This window comes from Terribacillus sp. FSL K6-0262, assembly GCF_037977385.1.
Taxonomy (GTDB): domain Bacteria; phylum Bacillota; class Bacilli; order Bacillales; family Amphibacillaceae; genus Terribacillus.
The window spans coordinates 3206217-3224080 of record NZ_CP150277.1; the positions used below are offsets into that span (position 1 = coordinate 3206217).

Annotated in this window: 22 protein-coding genes; 20 read left to right on the forward strand and 2 right to left on the reverse strand. The window is 47.3% G+C overall.

Annotated features, from left to right (window positions below; all coding sequences use genetic code 11):
- The 16 genes from deoB (at window position 1) to lysA (ending at window position 14108) form a co-directional block, all read left to right on the forward strand.
- A complete protein-coding gene (gene deoB / locus MHI54_RS16455) occupies window positions 1-1185 on the forward strand; it encodes a phosphopentomutase (RefSeq protein ID WP_340082043.1) in 1185 nt (394 codons plus the stop codon).
- Window positions 1186-1187: 2 nt separating this feature from the next.
- Entirely contained in the window at window positions 1188-2012 is an 825-nt protein-coding gene (locus MHI54_RS16460; protein WP_095215313.1) for a purine-nucleoside phosphorylase, read from the forward strand.
- Window positions 2013-2244: 232 nt separating this feature from the next.
- Window positions 2245-3552 carry a pyrimidine-nucleoside phosphorylase gene (locus MHI54_RS16465; RefSeq protein ID WP_340082044.1) on the forward strand — a complete coding sequence of 436 codons (1308 nt, stop codon included), beginning with the start codon at window positions 2245-2247 and terminating at the stop codon, window positions 3550-3552.
- Between the two features lie 281 nt (window positions 3553-3833).
- Window positions 3834-4496, forward strand: a complete 663-nt coding sequence (gene ytaF / locus MHI54_RS16470) for a sporulation membrane protein YtaF (RefSeq protein WP_340082045.1) — start codon at window positions 3834-3836, stop codon at window positions 4494-4496.
- Window positions 4497-4813: 317 nt separating this feature from the next.
- Window positions 4814-5974: a D-alanyl-D-alanine carboxypeptidase family protein gene (locus MHI54_RS16475; protein ID WP_095215310.1), complete on the forward strand. Its 1161-nt coding sequence runs from the start codon at window positions 4814-4816 to the stop codon at window positions 5972-5974.
- 98 nt (window positions 5975-6072) lie between these two features.
- Entirely contained in the window at window positions 6073-6429 is a 357-nt protein-coding gene (spoIIAA, locus tag MHI54_RS16480; protein WP_095215309.1) for an anti-sigma F factor antagonist, read from the forward strand.
- On the forward strand, window positions 6426-6869 hold the full coding sequence (gene spoIIAB / locus MHI54_RS16485) for an anti-sigma F factor (protein WP_095215308.1): 444 nt from the start codon (window positions 6426-6428) through the stop codon (window positions 6867-6869). Before spoIIAA ends, spoIIAB begins: the two co-directional genes overlap by 4 nt.
- A 9-nt stretch (window positions 6870-6878) precedes the next feature.
- Window positions 6879-7634: an RNA polymerase sporulation sigma factor SigF gene (sigF, locus tag MHI54_RS16490; RefSeq protein ID WP_095215307.1), complete on the forward strand. Its 756-nt coding sequence runs from the start codon at window positions 6879-6881 to the stop codon at window positions 7632-7634.
- 109 nt (window positions 7635-7743) lie between these two features.
- Window positions 7744-8367 carry a stage V sporulation protein AA gene (locus tag MHI54_RS16495; RefSeq protein ID WP_095215306.1) on the forward strand — a complete coding sequence of 208 codons (624 nt, stop codon included), beginning with the start codon at window positions 7744-7746 and terminating at the stop codon, window positions 8365-8367.
- Complete coding sequence (locus MHI54_RS16500; protein ID WP_095215305.1) at window positions 8348-8764, forward strand: stage V sporulation protein AB; 417 nt, start codon at window positions 8348-8350, stop codon at window positions 8762-8764. The genes MHI54_RS16495 and MHI54_RS16500 overlap by 20 nt, the downstream gene beginning before the upstream one ends.
- 16 nt (window positions 8765-8780) lie before the next feature.
- On the forward strand, window positions 8781-9242 hold the full coding sequence (gene spoVAC, locus MHI54_RS16505; protein WP_095215304.1) for a stage V sporulation protein AC: 462 nt from the start codon (window positions 8781-8783) through the stop codon (window positions 9240-9242).
- Between the two features lie 4 nt (window positions 9243-9246).
- Entirely contained in the window at window positions 9247-10257 is a 1011-nt protein-coding gene (gene spoVAD, locus MHI54_RS16510; protein WP_340082046.1) for a stage V sporulation protein AD, read from the forward strand.
- A gap of 2 nt (window positions 10258-10259) precedes the next feature.
- Entirely contained in the window at window positions 10260-10610 is a 351-nt protein-coding gene (gene spoVAE / locus MHI54_RS16515) for a stage V sporulation protein AE (protein ID WP_095215302.1), read from the forward strand.
- Window positions 10611-10617: 7 nt separating this feature from the next.
- Complete coding sequence (locus MHI54_RS16520; RefSeq protein ID WP_095215301.1) at window positions 10618-11181, forward strand: stage V sporulation protein AE; 564 nt, start codon at window positions 10618-10620, stop codon at window positions 11179-11181.
- Entirely contained in the window at window positions 11174-12649 is a 1476-nt protein-coding gene (locus MHI54_RS16525) for a spore germination protein (protein ID WP_340082047.1), read from the forward strand. Before MHI54_RS16520 ends, MHI54_RS16525 begins: the two co-directional genes overlap by 8 nt.
- Before the next feature lie 160 nt (window positions 12650-12809).
- A complete protein-coding gene (gene lysA, locus MHI54_RS16530) occupies window positions 12810-14108 on the forward strand; it encodes a diaminopimelate decarboxylase (RefSeq protein WP_095215299.1) in 1299 nt (432 codons plus the stop codon).
- Between the two features lie 36 nt (window positions 14109-14144).
- Here the strand turns inward: lysA and MHI54_RS16535 are convergent, their stop codons facing one another.
- Window positions 14145-14585, reverse strand: coding sequence for a peptidylprolyl isomerase (locus MHI54_RS16535; RefSeq protein WP_095215298.1), 441 nt, complete (start codon window positions 14583-14585; stop codon window positions 14145-14147).
- Window positions 14586-14938: 353 nt separating this feature from the next.
- Between MHI54_RS16535 and MHI54_RS16540 the strand changes: the two genes are divergently transcribed.
- Window positions 14939-15292, forward strand: coding sequence for a GNAT family N-acetyltransferase (locus tag MHI54_RS16540; protein ID WP_095215297.1), 354 nt, complete (start codon window positions 14939-14941; stop codon window positions 15290-15292).
- Window positions 15293-15341: 49 nt separating this feature from the next.
- On the opposite strand, the gene MHI54_RS16545 is transcribed toward MHI54_RS16540, so the two are convergent.
- On the reverse strand, window positions 15342-15422 hold the full coding sequence (locus MHI54_RS16545) for a YjcZ family sporulation protein (RefSeq protein ID WP_038561009.1): 81 nt from the start codon (window positions 15420-15422) through the stop codon (window positions 15342-15344).
- A 137-nt stretch (window positions 15423-15559) separates the two neighbouring features.
- Here MHI54_RS16545 and MHI54_RS16550 point away from each other — a divergent pair, with 137 nt between their 5' ends.
- Genes MHI54_RS16550 through MHI54_RS16560 form a run of 3 tightly spaced genes read left to right on the forward strand, consistent with a single transcriptional unit; the run spans window position 15560 to window position 17771 of the window.
- Complete coding sequence (locus MHI54_RS16550) at window positions 15560-16312, forward strand: segregation/condensation protein A (protein WP_095215396.1); 753 nt, start codon at window positions 15560-15562, stop codon at window positions 16310-16312.
- Window positions 16296-16868 carry an SMC-Scp complex subunit ScpB gene (gene scpB, locus MHI54_RS16555; protein ID WP_095215295.1) on the forward strand — a complete coding sequence of 191 codons (573 nt, stop codon included), beginning with the start codon at window positions 16296-16298 and terminating at the stop codon, window positions 16866-16868. Before MHI54_RS16550 ends, scpB begins: the two co-directional genes overlap by 17 nt.
- 51 nt (window positions 16869-16919) lie before the next feature.
- A complete protein-coding gene (locus MHI54_RS16560; protein ID WP_340082048.1) occupies window positions 16920-17771 on the forward strand; it encodes a superoxide dismutase in 852 nt (283 codons plus the stop codon).
- The last annotated feature ends 93 nt before the right edge of the window (window positions 17772-17864 follow it).

Genomic DNA, 17864 nt, shown 5'->3' on the forward strand with positions numbered 1-17864 from the left:
TTGGATTTCAAACGCGTATTTCTTATAGTAATGGATTCTGTCGGCATTGGGGAAGCCCCCGATGCGGAAGCTTTTGGCGATAAAGGGGCCGATACCCTGGGGCACATCGCTGCTTATCGAAAAGGGCTGAAAATGCCGAATATGGCATCTTTGGGGCTAGGCAACATCAGGGAAGTGGAAGGTATACAGGCTGCAGCCCAGCCGAAAGCTTTTTACACAAAAATGCAGGAAGCATCGAATGGTAAAGATACCATGACAGGGCACTGGGAGATCATGGGCCTGCGTATCGATCAGCCTTTCCGCACGTTCCCGGACGGGTTCCCGGATGCACTGCTCGATGAATTGAAGCAGCGGACCGGACGCGGCATCATCGGAAATAAACCAGCCTCCGGTACGGAAATATTGGATGAGCTTGGAGAAAAGCATATGGAATCCGGCGATATGATCGTTTATACATCAGCTGATTCCGTGCTTCAGATCGCAGCTCATGAAGACATCATCCCGCTTGATGAATTGTATGAGATCTGTGAAATCGCCCGCGAGCTGACATTGGATGATCCTTATATGGTGGGGCGTATCATCGCTCGTCCATTCATCGGTGAACCAGGAGCATTCGAACGTACATCGAACCGTCATGATTATGCATTGAAGCCTTTCGGCAGAACGACGATGAACAGCTTGCAGAATGCAAACTTCGATGTCATCGCATTAGGGAAAATTTCCGATATCTATGACGGTGAAGGTGTGACGAAAGCGATTCGCACGAAGGATAATGAAGATGGTATGACCAAGATTGTGGAAAGCATGGAAGAGGACTTCACAGGTATCAGTTTCTTGAACCTGGTCGATTTCGATGCGAAATACGGACATCGGCGCGATCCAGAAGGATATGCACAGGCGCTGGAGGATTTCGACAAACGGCTTCCGGAAGTATTGGATAGGCTCAAGGAAGATGATTTGTTGATCATAACCGCAGACCATGGTAATGACCCTGTTCATCATGGGACGGATCATACTCGTGAGTATGTACCATTGATCGTTTATCATACTGGCAGCGAGCAAGGGGAAGAACTTCCTTTGCGGAATACCTTTGCCGATATCGCAGCAACGATTGCGGATAATTTCGGTATCGAGAAACCAGAGCACGGAACGAGCTTTTTACAAGCATTGAAAAAGGGGAAATGAATATGCAGGCAGAAGCTATCAAACAGGCAGCAGACTATATCAAGGGGAAATTGACTGCCGAACCGAAGATTGGTTTGATCCTGGGATCGGGCCTGGGGGTATTGGCCGATGAGATTACAGAGACGACCATTGTGCCCTACGGGGATATCCCGGGTTTTCCGATATCGACGGTCAGCGGTCATAAAGGACAGCTAGTCATCGGCATGCTGGAAGGACAGCAAGTGATTGCCATGCAAGGACGTTTTCATTTTTATGAAGGATATCCGATGGAGCTTGTGACATTGCCCGTCCGCGTCATGAAAGCACTTGGCGTACAGAAGCTGATTGTCACCAATGCGGCTGGCGGTATCAATGAAAGCTTCGAGCCTGGCGACTTGATGCTGATCACCGACCATATCAATAATATGGGCACAAATCCGCTGATCGGTCCAAACGATGAAGAATTGGGAGCGCGTTTCCCGGATATGTCTTCTGTCTACAGCAAAGAGCTTCTTGGACACGCTCGAGATGTAGCAGCAAAAATCGGTTTGGATGTAAAAGAAGGAGTTTATGTGGGCAATACAGGTCCTTCCTATGAAACAGGTGCCGAAGTCCGGATGCTTCGTATCTGGGGAGGGGACGCAGTCGGCATGTCAACCGTTCCGGAGGTCATCGTGGCCAGTCATGCTAAAATGGACGTTTTGGGAATTTCCTGTATTTCCAACATGGCAGCCGGCATCCTTGATCAGCCGCTGACACATGCTGAAGTGATGGAAACGACAAGCAAGGTTCGGGAAGATTTTCTCCGTTTCGTAAAAGAAATCGTCAGACAGCTTCCGATGGACTGAAGCAGGAGGGGCACGGAATTCACTGCCATGCTCATCTTACGGCGTCACAATACAGACAAAAATCCGCATCCATTGGAAGAATATCCAGCTTTTGATGGAACGCAATTTTGACCGTATCCTTGATGGGAATGGCTTGGATAGGAGTCATTTTAGTAAGGAATACGAATCAGGAGTCAGTGCAGGGAGTATACTCCCTGCACTGACCGACATGATAGAATGAGGGCGATTTAACATGCTAATGAAAGACATAATTGAGAAAAAAAGAGATAAGCAAGAATTGACCGAAGAAGAAATCAGATTCTTTATCGACGGATACACGAATAAAAAGATTCCTGATTACCAAGCTTCTGCCCTTTTGATGGCTATGTTCTTGAATGATCTTACACCTGACGAAATCGCAGCATTGACCGCTGCAATGATCGACTCCGGAGAAACAATCGATCTATCCTCCATCGAGGGCCTTAAAATCGATAAGCACTCGACAGGAGGAGTGGGAGATAAGGTCAGCTTGATAATTGCTCCGATTGTAGCTTCTCTTGGTGTGCCGGTAGCGAAAATGTCAGGACGCGGACTGGGACATACGGGAGGCACATTGGATAAGCTTGAGTCGATTCCTGGTTTTGATATCAATTTATCGAAAGAAGAGTTTGTCGATACAGTAAACAAAAACAAAATTGCCCTGATTGGACAAACGGGTAATTTGGTTCCAGCTGATAAGATGTTATATGCCCTTCGGGACGTCACTGGCACTGTGAACTCTATTGGCTTGATTGCCAGCTCCATCATGAGTAAGAAACTGGCAACAGGTGCAGATGGGATTGTCCTCGATGTGAAGACAGGCTATGGAGCATTCATGGAAAGATATGAAGATGCCGAGAAGCTTGCCGAGACCATGGTGGATATTGGGAAAAAGCTTGGCAAGAATGTCACTGCCCTGATTACAGATATGAATCAGCCATTGGGCGCTGAAGTAGGAAATGCAAATGAGATTAAAGAAGTAGTTCAAATCCTGAAGGGTGAATCTGAGAACGAACTGCTTGAACTGTCCAAGCAAGTTGCCGTTGAGATGCTGCTGGCAAGCGAGACTTATAAAGATAAGGATGCAGCTTTGCGCGCCGTGGAAGAAGTGCTGGCAAATGGACAAGCTATCGAAAAGCTGAAACAATTTGTTACCACACAAAAGGGTGACGCAAGCTTTATTGATGACTATAGCAAGCTGCCTCAGCCGGAACATTTTTACGAGCTGAAAGCGGAACAAGATGGTTATGTCAATGCCCTGTATGCACAAAAAGTAGGTAAGAGTGCAATGCTGCTGGGTGCTGGCCGCGCATCCAAAGAAGATGACATCGATCACAGCGCCGGTATCACGCTTAAGAAAAAAGTCGGCACCCAAGTGCAATCAGGGGAAACACTGGCTGTATTGTTCAGCAGATCCGAGATTGGGCAAGAAGCCATAGATGAGCTGAAGGGGGCTTATGTGATTTCTGATGTCAAATCGGAAGTCCCGACTTTGATTAAGGGAAAACTATCATCTAAATAGACCTATAAAAGCAAAATATTGATTTATAAATTGGATGAATCGATCTTTTTATTTTGAATCCAAGCATATAAAGTTTCCGAGCGATGAGTTCGCTGCCATCGCGTTAGCGAAACAAAAATTGCATATGGATTGAGTAAGTGTACCACAGCAACAGAAATCAACATAAAATCCCCTGTCTTCAAATCAGAAGGAGGGGATTTTTATTATTTTGGGTGTATGCACATTTTTCGTATTTCATCATAAGCTAAATCCAGATTGCAGTAAATAAAGGTGGGATACGTATGCTCTATTTCACGGGGTTATTCCTCTTGGTCGTTGCCGTCAGCTTGGATGGTTTTGGTGTGGGTGTTACTTATGGTATGAGACAAATCCGCATTTCTTTCCTGGCATTAATGATCATCATGTTATGTACAGGAGTTATGGTTTTGACATCGATGACAATCGGGAGTTTATTAAGTGACTTCATTCCCTCTAGTGCTGCAGGAATATTCGGGAGCTTGATTTTAATTTCGATAGGATTATTTAGTTTATATAATGGCCTTGTATCAAAAAAGAGCACATTTGCGGAAGAAGATTCCATTACGGAAAATAAATTCGAAGAAAAGGAATGGAAGCTTGAGATAAAAGGATTAGGTCTGTTGATAACAGTACTTAAAAAACCACATATGGCAGATGTAGACAAATCAGGTACAATTTCAGCAAAAGAATCCTTATTACTAGGTTTCGCGCTGTCTCTTGATGCATTCGGTGCCGGGATCGGTGCGAATATGGTCAGTGCTTATCCCCCCATTCTAACGGGTGCATCAGCAGCTGCGATGAGCGGATTATTTATATTCTTCGGCATTAAATCAGGCTATATTTTAGCAAAAATAAAATGGATGCAGCGATTGGTGCTTTTACCCCCATGCCTATTGATCGCTCTCGGCCTTTTAAAAATGCTATAAGGACTTCCCTCCTTCTCGGGTGTTCATTTTCCGTATGGCGATACAGCTATTGCCGGAAAACCGAAACCTATTCACAGACCAGGGAGAAACGATTGCCATCCTGCATGCACAGGCTGCAGAATCCTTGAATTAAGTCTTGGCAAGCCATACATTCGATCGATGCTGTCCAGCCGGAAATATTGCAGATGATTTACGACGTCCTTTCCTGATACGGAAGCAGTCCTTTAAAAGGGCTGTTTTTTTATATGCAAATTTATAAATAAATCGACTCATTTGGGAGATTCTAACTGTATTACCGTAAACGGAGGAAACTTACAATGAGAAAAATGAGTCTATTCAGTTTGCTGATTGTTTTTATGATCAGTTTTGGAGTGGTGCCATCACAAGCGTTTGCTGAAAAACAGGAGGGGAAGACGGCTAAATCATCGATATTAATCGAACGGGATACAGGCCGCGTCCTGGCAGGGGAGAATATGGAAGAACAACTTCCCCCGGCGAGCATGACAAAAATCATGACGATGCTTTTGATCATGGAAGAAATCGACGCTGGCAGACTGCAATATGATGAAAGAGTCAGAGCCAGTGAGTATGCGGCAAGCATGGGAGGGTCGCAAATCTTCCTTGAACCCGGGGAAGAAATGACAGTGAAGGATTTGCTGAAAGGAATAGCAGTCGCATCGGGCAATGATGCAAGTGTGGCATTGGCCGAGAAGATTGCCGGAACAGAAGATGCTTTCGTGAAAAAGATGAATGAGAAGGCAAGGGAACTTGGCCTCTCCCATACAAAATTCCAAAATGCAACGGGTTTGCCGGCAGCGGATCACTATTCGACTGCCAAGGACATGGCGCTGATGGCAAGAGCATTGCTGGAGTATGAAGAAATCACCGAATTCACCAGCATTTATGAGGATTATCTGCGCAAGGATTCAGATGATCCATTCTGGCTTGTCAATACAAATAAGCTGGTAAAATTCTATCCTGGCGTCGATGGATTGAAAACCGGGTTTACAAAAGAAGCGAGATATTGTCTGACGGCAACTGCCAAGAAAGATGGTATGCGCGTGATTGCTGTCGTAATGGGAGCTGAAACACCTAAGCAGCGGAACAATGAAGTGTCGCGCCTGCTTGATTATGGTTTTAACCAATATACAATAAAACAGCTTTATAAACAGGAGCAGACTGTGGCCAAGCTTGATATGCTGAAGGCTCGCAGTGAAGATATTCCAGTCGTTACCGCCGAGCCTGTGTCCCTGCTTGTCAAAAAAGGGGAGAAGCTGGGTGAATTGTCGACGAAAGTCAGCTATCAGCCAGACCTGTCCCTGCCGCTCAAAGCCGGCGAACAAGTAGGCGTTCTGGAAGTGAAAGCGGATGGCAAGCTGATTTCCTCCACACCGCTAATCATGAAAGAGGATGTTCCGATGGCCAGCTATTGGCTGCTGATCAAACGCAGCTTCGACGATATGGTGAAATTCCGCTGATATTGCCTAAGACTTGCGAGTTTCTTCTATTTTTGTCACCCACAAGGTATTCGCCTTTTTCTGCAGAATTCTATAGACAGATAAAGGAGGAGAAAGCTATGGGATTGACAGTCGATTATGAATTGAAGGAATCCATCTTGCTGGCACGTCTCAATGGGGAACTCGACCATCATACAGCGAGCGAATTGAAGGAAAGCTGGCAGCTTGCCCTGCAGCAGCCAGGCATCAAGCATATGGTCCTGAACCTGGAATCTCTTTCATTTATGGATAGCTCGGGTCTGGGTGTCATTCTTGGCAGATATAAGGAACTGAAAGCAGAGGGACGGGAAATGGTCGTCTGCAGTCTGACACCGGCTGTGGAGAGGCTGTTTCAATTATCCGGTCTTTTCAAGATTATCCGGTTTGAAGAAAATGAGCGCTATGCGCTGGAAACTTTCGGGGTGGTATTATCATGAACACGAATATGATGCGGTTTTCCTTTTCTAGTCAGAGTCGAAACGAAGCGTTTGCCCGGGTGACAGTAGCGTCATTTGTCTCACAGCTTGATCCGACCATGGACGAGCTGACTGAAATCAAGACGGTTGTATCCGAAGCAGTGACCAATGCCATCATCCATGGCTATAATTCGGATCCCGACCAGATGATCACGATTATCTGCACACTCTCGGATGACGAAGTCGAGCTGATCATCCGGGATGAAGGCGTCGGCATCCCGGATGTGGAGCAGGCCATGGAGCCGCTGTTCACCTCCAAGCCGGATATGGAACGATCGGGCATGGGCTTCACGATCATGGAAAATTTCATGGATCATGTGTATGTGCATTCAGCAGAAGGGGAAGGCACGACGGTGACGATGAATAAGCAGTTCAATTCAAGCAAAGCCATGAGTCAGTAGGTGGGGCTGATGGATGTATATTTGAAACAGCAAAAGGCAAAGGAACAATTGACCGATAAGCAAGTGAAAACATACATCCAGTTAAGTCAGAATGGAGATAAAGAAGCACGGGATATACTTGTCGAAAGGAATGTACGACTCGTTTGGTCGGTCGTACAGCGTTTCATCAACCGCGGATATGAACCGGATGACCTGTTCCAGATCGGCTGTATAGGCTTGATCAAGTCGATCGATAAATTCGATCTGGCTTATGATGTCCGCTTCTCCACTTATGCAGTACCGATGATCATCGGTGAAATCCAGCGTTTCATCCGGGACGATGGCAGCTTGAAGGTCAGCCGATCGCTGAAAGAGACGGCCAACAAAGTAAGGAAGAAAAAAGAAGAAATGACCAAGGTGCTGAATCGAGTCCCTACCATTCAGGAAATCGCCAAGGAACTCGAGCTGTCCCCGGAGGAAATAATCCATGCGGAGGAGGCTGCCAAACTGCCGCACTCCATCCATGAGACGGTTTTCGAAAATGATGGTGATCCGATAACGCTGCTTGATCAGATTGCGGAACAGGATAATAACTGGTTCGATAAGCTGGCCTTGCAGGAAGCGATCCAGTCCCTTGGAGAAAGGGAACGGCTTATTGTGTATTTGCGGTTTTATAAGGATCAGACACAATCCGAAGTTTCCGAGCGTCTTGGCATCTCCCAAGTCCAGGTGTCCCGGCTCGAAAAAAAAATATTGGCTGCCATCAAGGAGCAATTGGAGAAGTAGCTTTTGCACATCGTGCAGAAGCTTTTTTTGTTGCCTGGAATTACCAGCATGTTTTCTGGTGCTTTTCCCATACTAAGGACAGAAACCCTTCTTCATAGGAGAGGTGTATATGCCAGCTATAGTATATATCCGATTCATTCGGAAAATCAAAACCGCTCCAAAGTCTGTCATCAAACTGAAGGACATCGCCTACATCGCGAATGCAGGAGAGCATAAGGAGCGCATGCTCGACACCGTCATTTACAGAATCGGCGAAAAAGACAGCAATATCGTTGTCCTGGATTGCTTTTCGGTGTTTCAGCAGCTGATGAAGCTGTTCCCCGATCACGAGCTTCAGCTGATTGGTGCGGAGCAGACGATCGTTCATGTCCAGCATTCGGCAAAACGCACAGTCTGGCCGCTAGTCATTCTTATTTGGCTGCTTTTGTTCATCGGATCTGCCATGACGATCATGAATTTTCATTTTGATGTTGCGATGGAGCCGGTGCAGCAGCAAATCCATTTTCTTTTGACGGGTGAAAAGCTATTGCATCCGCTTTGGCTGCAAATTCCATACAGCATCGGCATCGGAGTGGGGATGATCCTCTTTTTCAACCATGTATTCAAGAAAAGGCTGAATGAGGAGCCGAGCCCGCTGGAAGTGGAAATGCACAAATACCAGCGTGATATGGATGTTTATGTGGCTTATCACGAAAATGAATTGGAACAGCAGCATGTGGACCGCCATAGCTGAAGTGCTGATCGGGCTGAGTGCAGGACTTGCAACCGGAGCTGGATTTGTTGCTTTCCTCACGGTGCTTGGCATCATCCCAAGGCTTGTGCAGCTGAGCAAGACGCATGGGTTCCTGCTTACTTATGAAGCAGGGGTCACTGCCGGTGCTTGTGGCGGAACGATTCTTTCCTTCCATTATTTTCACTTCCATGCGCCGATTCTCTTGATTGTTTTTTGGGGTCTCTTGCATGGCATATTTGTCGGGATGCTTGCTGCAGCTTTGACGGAAGTGCTGAATGTATTCCCGATCCTGACCCGGCGTATCGGAATGGATGGCAGCATAATCTGGTTCTTCATGGCAATCGTCCTGGGGAAGATCACCGGCTCTTTATTCCAATGGCTTTTATTTTCCTATTAATCAAAGAGGTGACATCATGGATTCCAAGTTCAGAAAAGAAAATTATACCGACACAGCAAAAACGTATTACCCAAAAGTACCATACGTCAGAAACTGCCTGAAGGCCTTCTTTGTCGGCGGATTCATCTGCCTTATCGGCGAACTGCTGACCAAGTTTTATATGCAAGTATTCGATATGACACAGCAGGAGGCTGGTACGCCGACTGTCACGACACTGATCCTGCTTTCTGCCCTTTTGACCGGGATAGGGGTTTACGACCGCATCGCGCAATTTGCCGGAGCGGGATCGGCAGTACCGGTGACTGGCTTCGCCAATGCGGTGACCAGTGCTGCACTGGAATACAAATCTGAAGGATATGTACTCGGGGTAGGCTCCAATATGTTCAAACTAGCTGGGAGTGTCATTGTATTCGGGGTTACGTCGGCCTATATTGTCGGCATCATCCGGTATGTATTCAGCCAGCTGATCGGAGGATGAGAAAATGGTGAAAATAGGGAAGCAATCCTGGACGTTGAATCAGCCTGTTTATATCCAGGAAACTGGTACCAGTGTGGGACCGAAAGAAGCCAATGGCCCCTTGGGCAGTTTGTTCGATAAATCCTACGACAACCTGTACTGCGGGGAAGATAATTGGGAAATGGCGGAAAGGAAACTATTGCAGGATTCGATACAGATAACGTTGGAAAAAGCTGGTCTTAAGCCGCAGCATATCGATATGTTCATTGCAGGGGATCTGCTGAATCAGAATGTGAGCGCCAATTATACTGCACGTGATCTGGATATGTCCTATCTCGGGATGTTCGGTGCCTGCTCCACCAGCATGGAAACATTGGCTATCGCTTCCCATCTGGTCGATTCCGGAGCCGCAGATCGAATTTTGACAGCGGTCTGCAGTCATAATGCCACAGCCGAGCGGCAATTCCGGTTCCCGACGGAATATGGGAACCAAAAACCGGCTACAGCGACCAGTACCGCCACAGGTGCAGGATGCGCACTTGTCAGCAGGGAAAAAAGCCAGATCCGCATCGAAGGAGCGACGATCGGCAAGGTAGTCGATTTTGGTGCCACTAATGCCTTTGATCTTGGGAGTGCTATGGTTCCGGCTGCTTACGACACGATCAAACGGCACTTGAGTGATTTTGGCCGTACGCCTTCTGATTACGATTTGATCGTTACAGGTGATTTGTCGAGTGTCGGTTCGCCGATTCTTAAGGATATGCTCCGCAGTGACGGAATCAACATCGATGCCGTACATAAAGATTGCGGCAATTTGCTTTACAACCAGGATCAAGGAATGCTTGCCGGCGGCAGCGGAACAGCCTGTTCCGCTATCGTGACATACTCCCATCTGCTGGATGAGATGCGCAAGGGTGCCTATAAACGAATATTGGTCACTGCGACGGGTGCCTTGATGAACCCGACAGTCATTCGGCAAAAGGAATCCATTCCAGCGATTGCGCATGGTGTAGTGCTGGTAAGGGAGGAGGGATGAGCATGGATTATTTCTGGGCATTTGTCATCGGAGGCCTGATCTGTGTCGTCGGTCAGCTGCTTCTGGATATTGCGAAACTGGATGCAGGACATGTCATGAGTACATTCGTTGTAGCTGGTTGCGTGCTTGACGGGTTCGACCTATATGATAATTTGATTGCCTTTGCCGGCGCCGGTGCTTCGGTGCCGATCACAAGTTTTGGTCATTCCTTGCTTCACGGTGCCATGGCGGAAGCGGATAAGCATGGCTTTTGGGGAATCGCACTCGGCATGTTCCAGCTGACATCCGCAGGTATCGCTGCAGCCATTCTTTTTGGATTCCTAGTGTCGGTATTCTTTAAACCAAAGGGATGAACCCTGCATGAAGAAAGTCATTCTGATTACAGACGGTGACGCTTATGCCAAGCGGACAATTGATTACCTTGCCAAAAAGCTTGGCGGGACATCTTTATCCCATTTAGCGGATAATCCGATGACAATCGATGCTGATGTGATGAAAAATGCCATCCACTCTGCTGATGATGAACCGGTTTATGTCCTCCTTGATGACGGCGGTGTACCAGGCATCGGCAAGGGGGAAAAGCTGCTGAAGGCGATAAACGATGACCCGGGAATCGAAGTGATCGGTGCCTTGGCAGTTGCATCACATACACAAAATCAAGAATGGAGCAGAGTCAGCTTCTCGATCGATCAAGACGGGGAGCTGCTGCCATACGGAGTGGACAAGGAAGGTGTCATCACCGAGGAATTAGGCCGTATCAATGGGGATACTGTTTACTTATTGGATCAGTTGGATCTTCCGTTAGTCATTGCCATCGGGGATATTGGCAAGATGCACGGAAAGGACGCGATCGAACTTGGCTCCCCGATCACCGAACAAGCACTACGCATCATCCTTGAAAGGGAGGGAAGCCGAAATGGCTAAAGAACAGAAAACGCCTATACCATCAAAGATAGATGAAGTGAACGACTTCATGAAAGAGCGTGTGGGTGTCGGCGTATCATTCGACGTCGGTCATCGTACCTTGATCATTCTCAAAAAACGCGTTGAAATCTATTATACAACCGGTCTTGCGGATGCTGAAATCGTCCAGCGTGTGCTATCGAAATTGATGAGTATCAATGATGATGAAAGAAATGTAAACAAAGTTCCTGAAATCATCGAAAACCGTTTGGTGCACATGCAAGTAAGACGGACCGAAAGCCTTGATGATACTGTCGATCAATATCTGTCCGGATTGATTGTCGTTTTCATCGATGGCTACGATTTTGCCTTCGTCGTCGATACAAGATCCTATCCGGGCAGACAGCCGGAAGAGCCGGATACAGAGAAGGTCATTCGCGGTCCGCGTGATGGGTATACGGAAAATATCATCATCAACACCGCCCTGACGCGCAGGAGGATCCGGGATGAGCGGCTTCGGTTGGAAATGATGCAAGTAGGGGAAAGATCGAAGACTGATATTTGCATTGCGTATATAGAAGATGTCGCCGACCCTAATTTAGTGAAGCTCATCAAAAAGGAATTGCGGGAGATCGAAATCGATGGATTGCCGATGTCTGATAAATCAGTGGAAGAGTTCATCGTAAAACAAGGCAACAGGCCTTTTCCGCTTGTCAGGTACACCGAAAGGCCCGACATAGGAGCTATTCACCTTTTTGAGGGTCATGTGCTGATCATTGTCGATACTTCACCTAGTGTCATCATCACGCCGACGACCTATTTTTCCCATTTGCAGCATGCCGAGGAATATCGGGAGTCGCCAGGACCTGGTTCATTCATACGCTGGGTCCGGCTGGTGGGGATATTTGTATCCTTGTTTCTTTTGCCTTTTTGGTATCTTATAACGGTTCATCCAGAACTGCTGCCGGAGACCATCGACTTTATCGGCCCGAACAAGGGAGGAGGACATATCCCTTTATTCCTCCAGATCCTTTTAGCCGATTTGGGAATTGAATTCCTCCGGTTGGCCGCGATCCATACGCCTACGCCGCTATCGACGGCAATGGGTCTTATCGCTGCTGTCCTGATTGGTGAAATCGCCATAAATGTAGGGCTGTTCACGCCAGAGGTCATCCTTTATGTTGCAGTTTCCGCTGTCGGCTCCTTTGTCACACCAAGCTTCGAGCTTAGTGTCTCGAATAAAATTACAAGGTTATTCTTCTTGATTGCAACTGCCATATTCGGGGTCCCTGGATTTGTCATAAGCATCACGCTGGCGATCTTGTTCCTGGTCGGAACCAGATCACTCAATACACCGTATATGTGGCCGTTCATCCCTTTCAATTTGAGGGCGCTTTTACAAGTGGTCTATCGGACCCCGGTTCCATTGTCCAAATATCGTCCAACTATCACGAATTCCCCTGATAAAACGAGGATGCCGAATTCATAGTTGCTAGAAAAATGAGAATATGGTACGTTTACTCTATCTATTTTTTATGAAAATTCGGGTAGTGCGGCGTTTGATGCGAAAGCTCATCTTCTTCCTATGCGGAAAGATGGGCTTTTGCTTATGCCGGACCGATGAAGACGTTGTTTGGAGGTAATAGTTTATGCAGCACCCATTTGTGATAAATGATCAGCATGTATTGGAAATCGGCGGTGTGGATGCCGTCACACTTGCTGATAAATATGGAACACCGCTATTCGTGTATGATGTCGGTATCATCCGGAAGAATGCCAAGGCATTTGTCGAAGCATTCGAGACTTTGGGAGTAAAGGCGCAAGTCGCATACGCCAGCAAGGCTTTTTCTTCCGTTGCCATGCTGCAAGTGGCCAAGCAGGAGAAACTATCCTTGGATGTCGTTTCGCAAGGAGAGCTGCATACTGCTTTGAAAGCAGGATTTCCGACGGAAAAGATTCATCTGCATGGCAATAATAAGAGTTATGAAGAACTTTCCATGGCTGTGAGACACGATATCGGCTGTGTGGTTGTGGATAACTTCCATGAAATTGCTTTATTGGAAGCGGTGCTGAAAGATCAAGGAAAGCAAATGGATGTCCTTCTGCGCGTCACTCCTGGTATCGAAGCACATACACATGACTATATTTTGACAGGGAATGAAGATTCCAAGTTCGGCTTCGATATTGCGAACGGTCAAGCAGAGGAAGCGTTCCTGAAGGTGAAGGACAGTGAAGTGATCAATATGAAAGGGCTGCATTGCCATATCGGTTCGCAGATTTTCGAGACGGACGGATTCCTGATGGCAGTGGACAGACTGTTCGAGCTGATCAAATCGTGGCAAACGAATTACGGCTTTGCACCGGCTGTGCTTAATGTGGGGGGCGGATTTGGGATTCGCTATACGGAAAGTGATGAACCGCTTCCGTTGTCTGATTATATTTATGCATTGGTGGAGCGGATCAAAGCCGAAGCAGAAAAAGCAGCAATCGAAATGCCGGAGATTTGGATCGAACCGGGCAGATCAATCGTGGGTAACGCAGCTGTCACCTTATATACGATCGGTTCTGTAAAGGAAATTCCAGGAGTGCGCAAATATGTTGCTGTGGATGGCGGGATGACGGATAATCTTCGTCCGGCACTTTACAATGCCGTTTATGAAGCAAAAATCGCCAATCGCGCGGATGAGCCGCCGGTCGAGACAGTCTCCATCGCCGGGAAGTGCTGTGAATCCGGCGATATGCTGATCTGGGATATCGATTTGCCGAAAGTGGAGGCAGGGGACTTGCTTGCCGTATTCAGTACCGGCGCCTATGGCTATGCCATGGCAAATAATTATAATCGCTTCGGCAGACCCGCTGTCGTCTTTGTCGAAAATGGGGAAGACAAACTTGTGGTAAGACGGGAAGAAGCAGAGGAATTGACAAGGCTGGACTTATCCTACGAATGAAAAAATCCTGTATGCACGCTGCATACAGGATTTTTTTCATTCCTCATCGAAAACTTTTACAGTTTCCATTGTGTCGCCATTTCTCATATTGCGAGCGACTTCCAGTCCTGATGTCACTTTACCGAAGACAGTGTGGACACCATCCAAGTGAGGCTGCGGCTCATGCACGATGAAGAATTGGCTGGAGCCGGTATCTTTTCCTGCGTGTGCCATGGAAAGGCTGCCTGCTTCATGTTTGTGGGGGTTTCCTTCTGTTTCGCATTTGATCGTCTTTCCGCTTCCGCCCATGCCGGTACCTGTCGGGTCGCCGCCTTGGCTTACGAAGCCAGGGATGACACGGTGGAAAATGACGCCATCATAAAAACCGGAGTTTGCGAGCTGTTCAAAGTTCGCTACTGTGTTCGGTGCTTCCTCCGGATAGAGTTCGAATTCGATTTTATCGCCATCCAGCATCAGGATGTAACCTTTTTTTGCCATTTGCTTGTCCTCCTAAAATTGAAAAGAGTATGTACTCCTTGATGATGATACCACATAAACGATTATCCTCGCCATATTCTGCTTATGTCCATTGTATGGGGCTTGAAATACAGGGAAAACTAGCAAGGAATTTCCTTGCCGAAGTCCTGCAGGGAATATATGGATGAAAAGAGAATGTAAAGTTGACAAAAAACGTAGATAGGTTTTAAATAAGACTACGTAAGGCAGGAGCTGAAACACAGTTGCAGGATAGTGACAAACAAGAGAAGGTGCTTTTCTGGATCATGATGGGAGTGAGTGTCCTGTTTCTTCTGTCTATGATCAGAAGGTTATTTTCTTAATGAGGGGTTATTATGCTAATACGTTACAAGAAGTCAATGGAAAAAATCGCAATGGGACTTTTATCTTTCATGCCCAATGTAAAAGAAGTGAAAAAACTGCAGGGAACGATCCAGGAATACAATGACAACCCAAATTGGCACTTGTTTCTTTGGAAAGATGAAGATGATATCCTTGGTGCGATAGGTGTCGTAATCGATGAGGATAAAGCCATCGTGCAGCATATTTCGGTTGACCCTTCCCACCGGGGGAATGGCATCGGCAAACAAATGGTTTGCGAGCTGCGGAATATGTACGCGCCGATGCATCAAGTCATGGCGACGGATGAAACAAAGAATTTCCTTGAGAAATGCGAAACAGAAGCTTAAAATAAAAACCAGCCTCCTATCGAAGGCTGGTTTTCTTTGTACTATCGGCTTAGAGCCAAGCAGCACCTACGATGATTAGAAGAATGAAAAGCACAACGATCAAAGCAAATCCTCCGCCGTAGCTACCCATGGTGGAATTCCTCCTTTGTATGATAAGACTCAGATAAATGCCGGGATAACCGAACATTTATCTTACGGTATAAGGTATGACAGGAGGAAAGCCGGGGTTTGGGCGGTTGTGAACTTTTTTCGGAAGGAGGAGATACTGTGCAAGGATACAGTGTGAAATTGGATGGATTCGAAGGACCGCTCGATCTGCTCCTGCATTTGATCAATCAATATGAAATCGATATTTATGATATTCCGGTGGCTGTGATCACCGAGCAATATATGCATTATATACATACGATGCAGCAATTGGAACTGAATATTGCCAGTGAGTATCTGGTCATGGCGGCAACGCTGCTTGCCATGAAGAGCCAGCTGCTGCTGCCCAATCAGGCAGCACTCGATGAAGATGCACTGATGGAGGAGGAAGATCCCCGGGATGAGCTGATGCACCGTTTGATTGAGTATCGCAAATTCAAGGAAGCTGCCGAGGAGCTGAAGGCGAAAGAACTGTCAGCAGACAAGCTTTATACCAGACCGCCGGCCCCGCTTCCTGATAAGCCGGAATTGAAGCCGCTGGAGCCAGGTGAAGTGACTGTCTATGATATGGTGGCCGCTCTGCAGCGAGTCTTTCGCAGGAGGGAATGGAGCCGGCCGCTCGATACGAAGATACAGCGGGCCGAAATCGTGCTGGAAGATCGGATGGGCGAAGTGCTTCAAACTGTCAGGAATAAAAAAAATGGAGTAGATTTCTTCGAGCTCTTCCCGGAACGGACGAAGCAGCATATCGTGGTTACTTTCATGGCGATATTGGAATTGATGAAGAAACAGCAGGTTTTCTGCAGACAAAAACAGCATTTTGATGAGCTAATCGTATTTGAAATGGGGATACACGATGGAAGTACCGTATAACAGTATTTTGGAAGGGCTGTTGTTTGCAGCCGGCGATGAAGGATTAACAAAGAAACAGCTCATGCATGCATTGGATTTAGGGGAAGAAGAAGTGGAGAAGGAACTGGCTGCGCTGAAAGAGGCATACGACTCTCCGACCCGCGGATTATCCATCATGGAGATGAAAGGTGCCTATCATCTGACAACGAAGCAAGAGCATGCAGTTTATCATCGCAAACTCCTCGAATCGCCGCAGAGCAGCAAGCTGTCACAGGCTGCACTGGAGACGCTGGCGATCATTGCCTATAAACAGCCGATTACCAGAGTCGAGGTCGAGGAAGTGCGCGGTGTGAAAAGTGAGCGGCCGATCCAGACGCTCGTAGCCAGGGGGTTCATCGAAGAGAGCGGCCGTAAGGAAGGCATCGGGAGACCGATCCTTTATGTTACGACACTTGCATTCCTTGCTTATTTCGGCCTGCATTCCCTCGATGATCTGCCTCCGCTGCCGGAGGATGTCGACGATCCGGAAAATGAAGCGGATTTGTTCTTTGAAGATTTCCCAGCAGAAACAGAGTGACAAGATTCCCCTCGCCATCTGGGTACATATGCTAGGGCGAGGTGAGCGATCTTGAACAATAGAAATTACCTGGAAGCATTGCTGGAATGGAGCAATGCCATGGAAGTATATGCAGGCAAGTCCCATGAAGGGGACTGGGCAGCCGATCTCAGGGAGCTTCGGCAGAACTTGCAGCATGTCCTATCGTCCGACACAGTTTCCCGGGAAGCGATCCATCAGTTCAGGCAGGATGCAGAAAGAATTGCAGCCAGGGCCGAACAGTCATCCCGGCAGAACAGCATCCGCTGGGGGCAGCACCGTCTGCCGCCGCTTCCCTATCGATTCGATGCATTGGAGCCGTATATCAGCAGGGAAATCATGGAGCTGCACTATACGAAGCATCATCAATCCTATGTCGATGGACTGAACAAAGCAGAGGAAATGCTCTATCTGAATCGCAAGGATAAAACGAGCTCGGATTATAAGCATTATTTCAGGGAGCAATCCTTCCATGGCTCAGGGCATTTTCTTCATACGATCTTTTGGTACAATATGTCGCCTAATGGAGGTGGAGAGCCAAGTGGTCAGCTGGCTCAGCAAATCCGCAAAGATTTTGGCTCCTTCAGCAGATTCAAGGAGATGTTCTCAGCCGCAGCAGACAGTGTCGAAGGAGTCGGCTGGGCCATCCTGGTCTGGGAACCGAGATCACACCACCTGGCAATCCAGACACTGGAGAAGCATCAGTTCTTCAGCCTGCTTGATACGATACCTTTGCTTGTATTGGACATGTGGGAGCATGCTTATTATCTCCAATACAAGACTGAGAAAAAGCAGTATATCGAAAACTGGTGGAATGTTGTCAATTGGGTGAATGTGACACAAAGATTCCAGGCAGCCAAACAAGTGAAATGGGCTCCGTTTTGAGCATCGACCCCTATCCGGATATGGATAGGGGTTTTTCACTTGTTCATAAGCTTGTCTCTGGTGCATACACTGATGATAGATGACCAAGGGAGG

Bases quoted from the DNA above. Each gene is read 5' to 3' on its own strand.
- MHI54_RS16460 (WP_095215313.1), top strand. From the start codon at position 1,188: ATGCAGGCAGAAGCTATCAAACAGGCAGCAGACTATATCAAGGGGAAA.
- MHI54_RS16465 (WP_340082044.1), top strand. From the start codon at position 2,245: ATGCTAATGAAAGACATAATTGAGAAAAAAAGAGATAAGCAAGAATTG.
- ytaF (WP_340082045.1), top strand. From the start codon at position 3,834: ATGCTCTATTTCACGGGGTTATTCCTCTTGGTCGTTGCCGTCAGCTTG.
- MHI54_RS16475 (WP_095215310.1), top strand. From the start codon at position 4,814: ATGAGAAAAATGAGTCTATTCAGTTTGCTGATTGTTTTTATGATCAGT.
- spoIIAA (WP_095215309.1), top strand. From the start codon at position 6,073: ATGGGATTGACAGTCGATTATGAATTGAAGGAATCCATCTTGCTGGCA.
- spoIIAB (WP_095215308.1), top strand. From the start codon at position 6,426: ATGAACACGAATATGATGCGGTTTTCCTTTTCTAGTCAGAGTCGAAAC.
- sigF (WP_095215307.1), top strand. From the start codon at position 6,879: ATGGATGTATATTTGAAACAGCAAAAGGCAAAGGAACAATTGACCGAT.
- MHI54_RS16495 (WP_095215306.1), top strand. From the start codon at position 7,744: ATGCCAGCTATAGTATATATCCGATTCATTCGGAAAATCAAAACCGCT.
- MHI54_RS16500 (WP_095215305.1), top strand. From the start codon at position 8,348: ATGTGGACCGCCATAGCTGAAGTGCTGATCGGGCTGAGTGCAGGACTT.
- spoVAC (WP_095215304.1), top strand. From the start codon at position 8,781: ATGGATTCCAAGTTCAGAAAAGAAAATTATACCGACACAGCAAAAACG.
- spoVAD (WP_340082046.1), top strand. From the start codon at position 9,247: ATGGTGAAAATAGGGAAGCAATCCTGGACGTTGAATCAGCCTGTTTAT.
- spoVAE (WP_095215302.1), top strand. From the start codon at position 10,260: ATGGATTATTTCTGGGCATTTGTCATCGGAGGCCTGATCTGTGTCGTC.
- MHI54_RS16520 (WP_095215301.1), top strand. From the start codon at position 10,618: ATGAAGAAAGTCATTCTGATTACAGACGGTGACGCTTATGCCAAGCGG.
- MHI54_RS16525 (WP_340082047.1), top strand. From the start codon at position 11,174: ATGGCTAAAGAACAGAAAACGCCTATACCATCAAAGATAGATGAAGTG.
- lysA (WP_095215299.1), top strand. From the start codon at position 12,810: ATGCAGCACCCATTTGTGATAAATGATCAGCATGTATTGGAAATCGGC.
- MHI54_RS16535 (WP_095215298.1), bottom strand. From the start codon at position 14,585: ATGGCAAAAAAAGGTTACATCCTGATGCTGGATGGCGATAAAATCGAA.
- MHI54_RS16540 (WP_095215297.1), top strand. From the start codon at position 14,939: ATGCTAATACGTTACAAGAAGTCAATGGAAAAAATCGCAATGGGACTT.
- MHI54_RS16545 (WP_038561009.1), bottom strand. From the start codon at position 15,422: ATGGGTAGCTACGGCGGAGGATTTGCTTTGATCGTTGTGCTTTTCATT.
- scpB (WP_095215295.1), top strand. From the start codon at position 16,296: ATGGAAGTACCGTATAACAGTATTTTGGAAGGGCTGTTGTTTGCAGCC.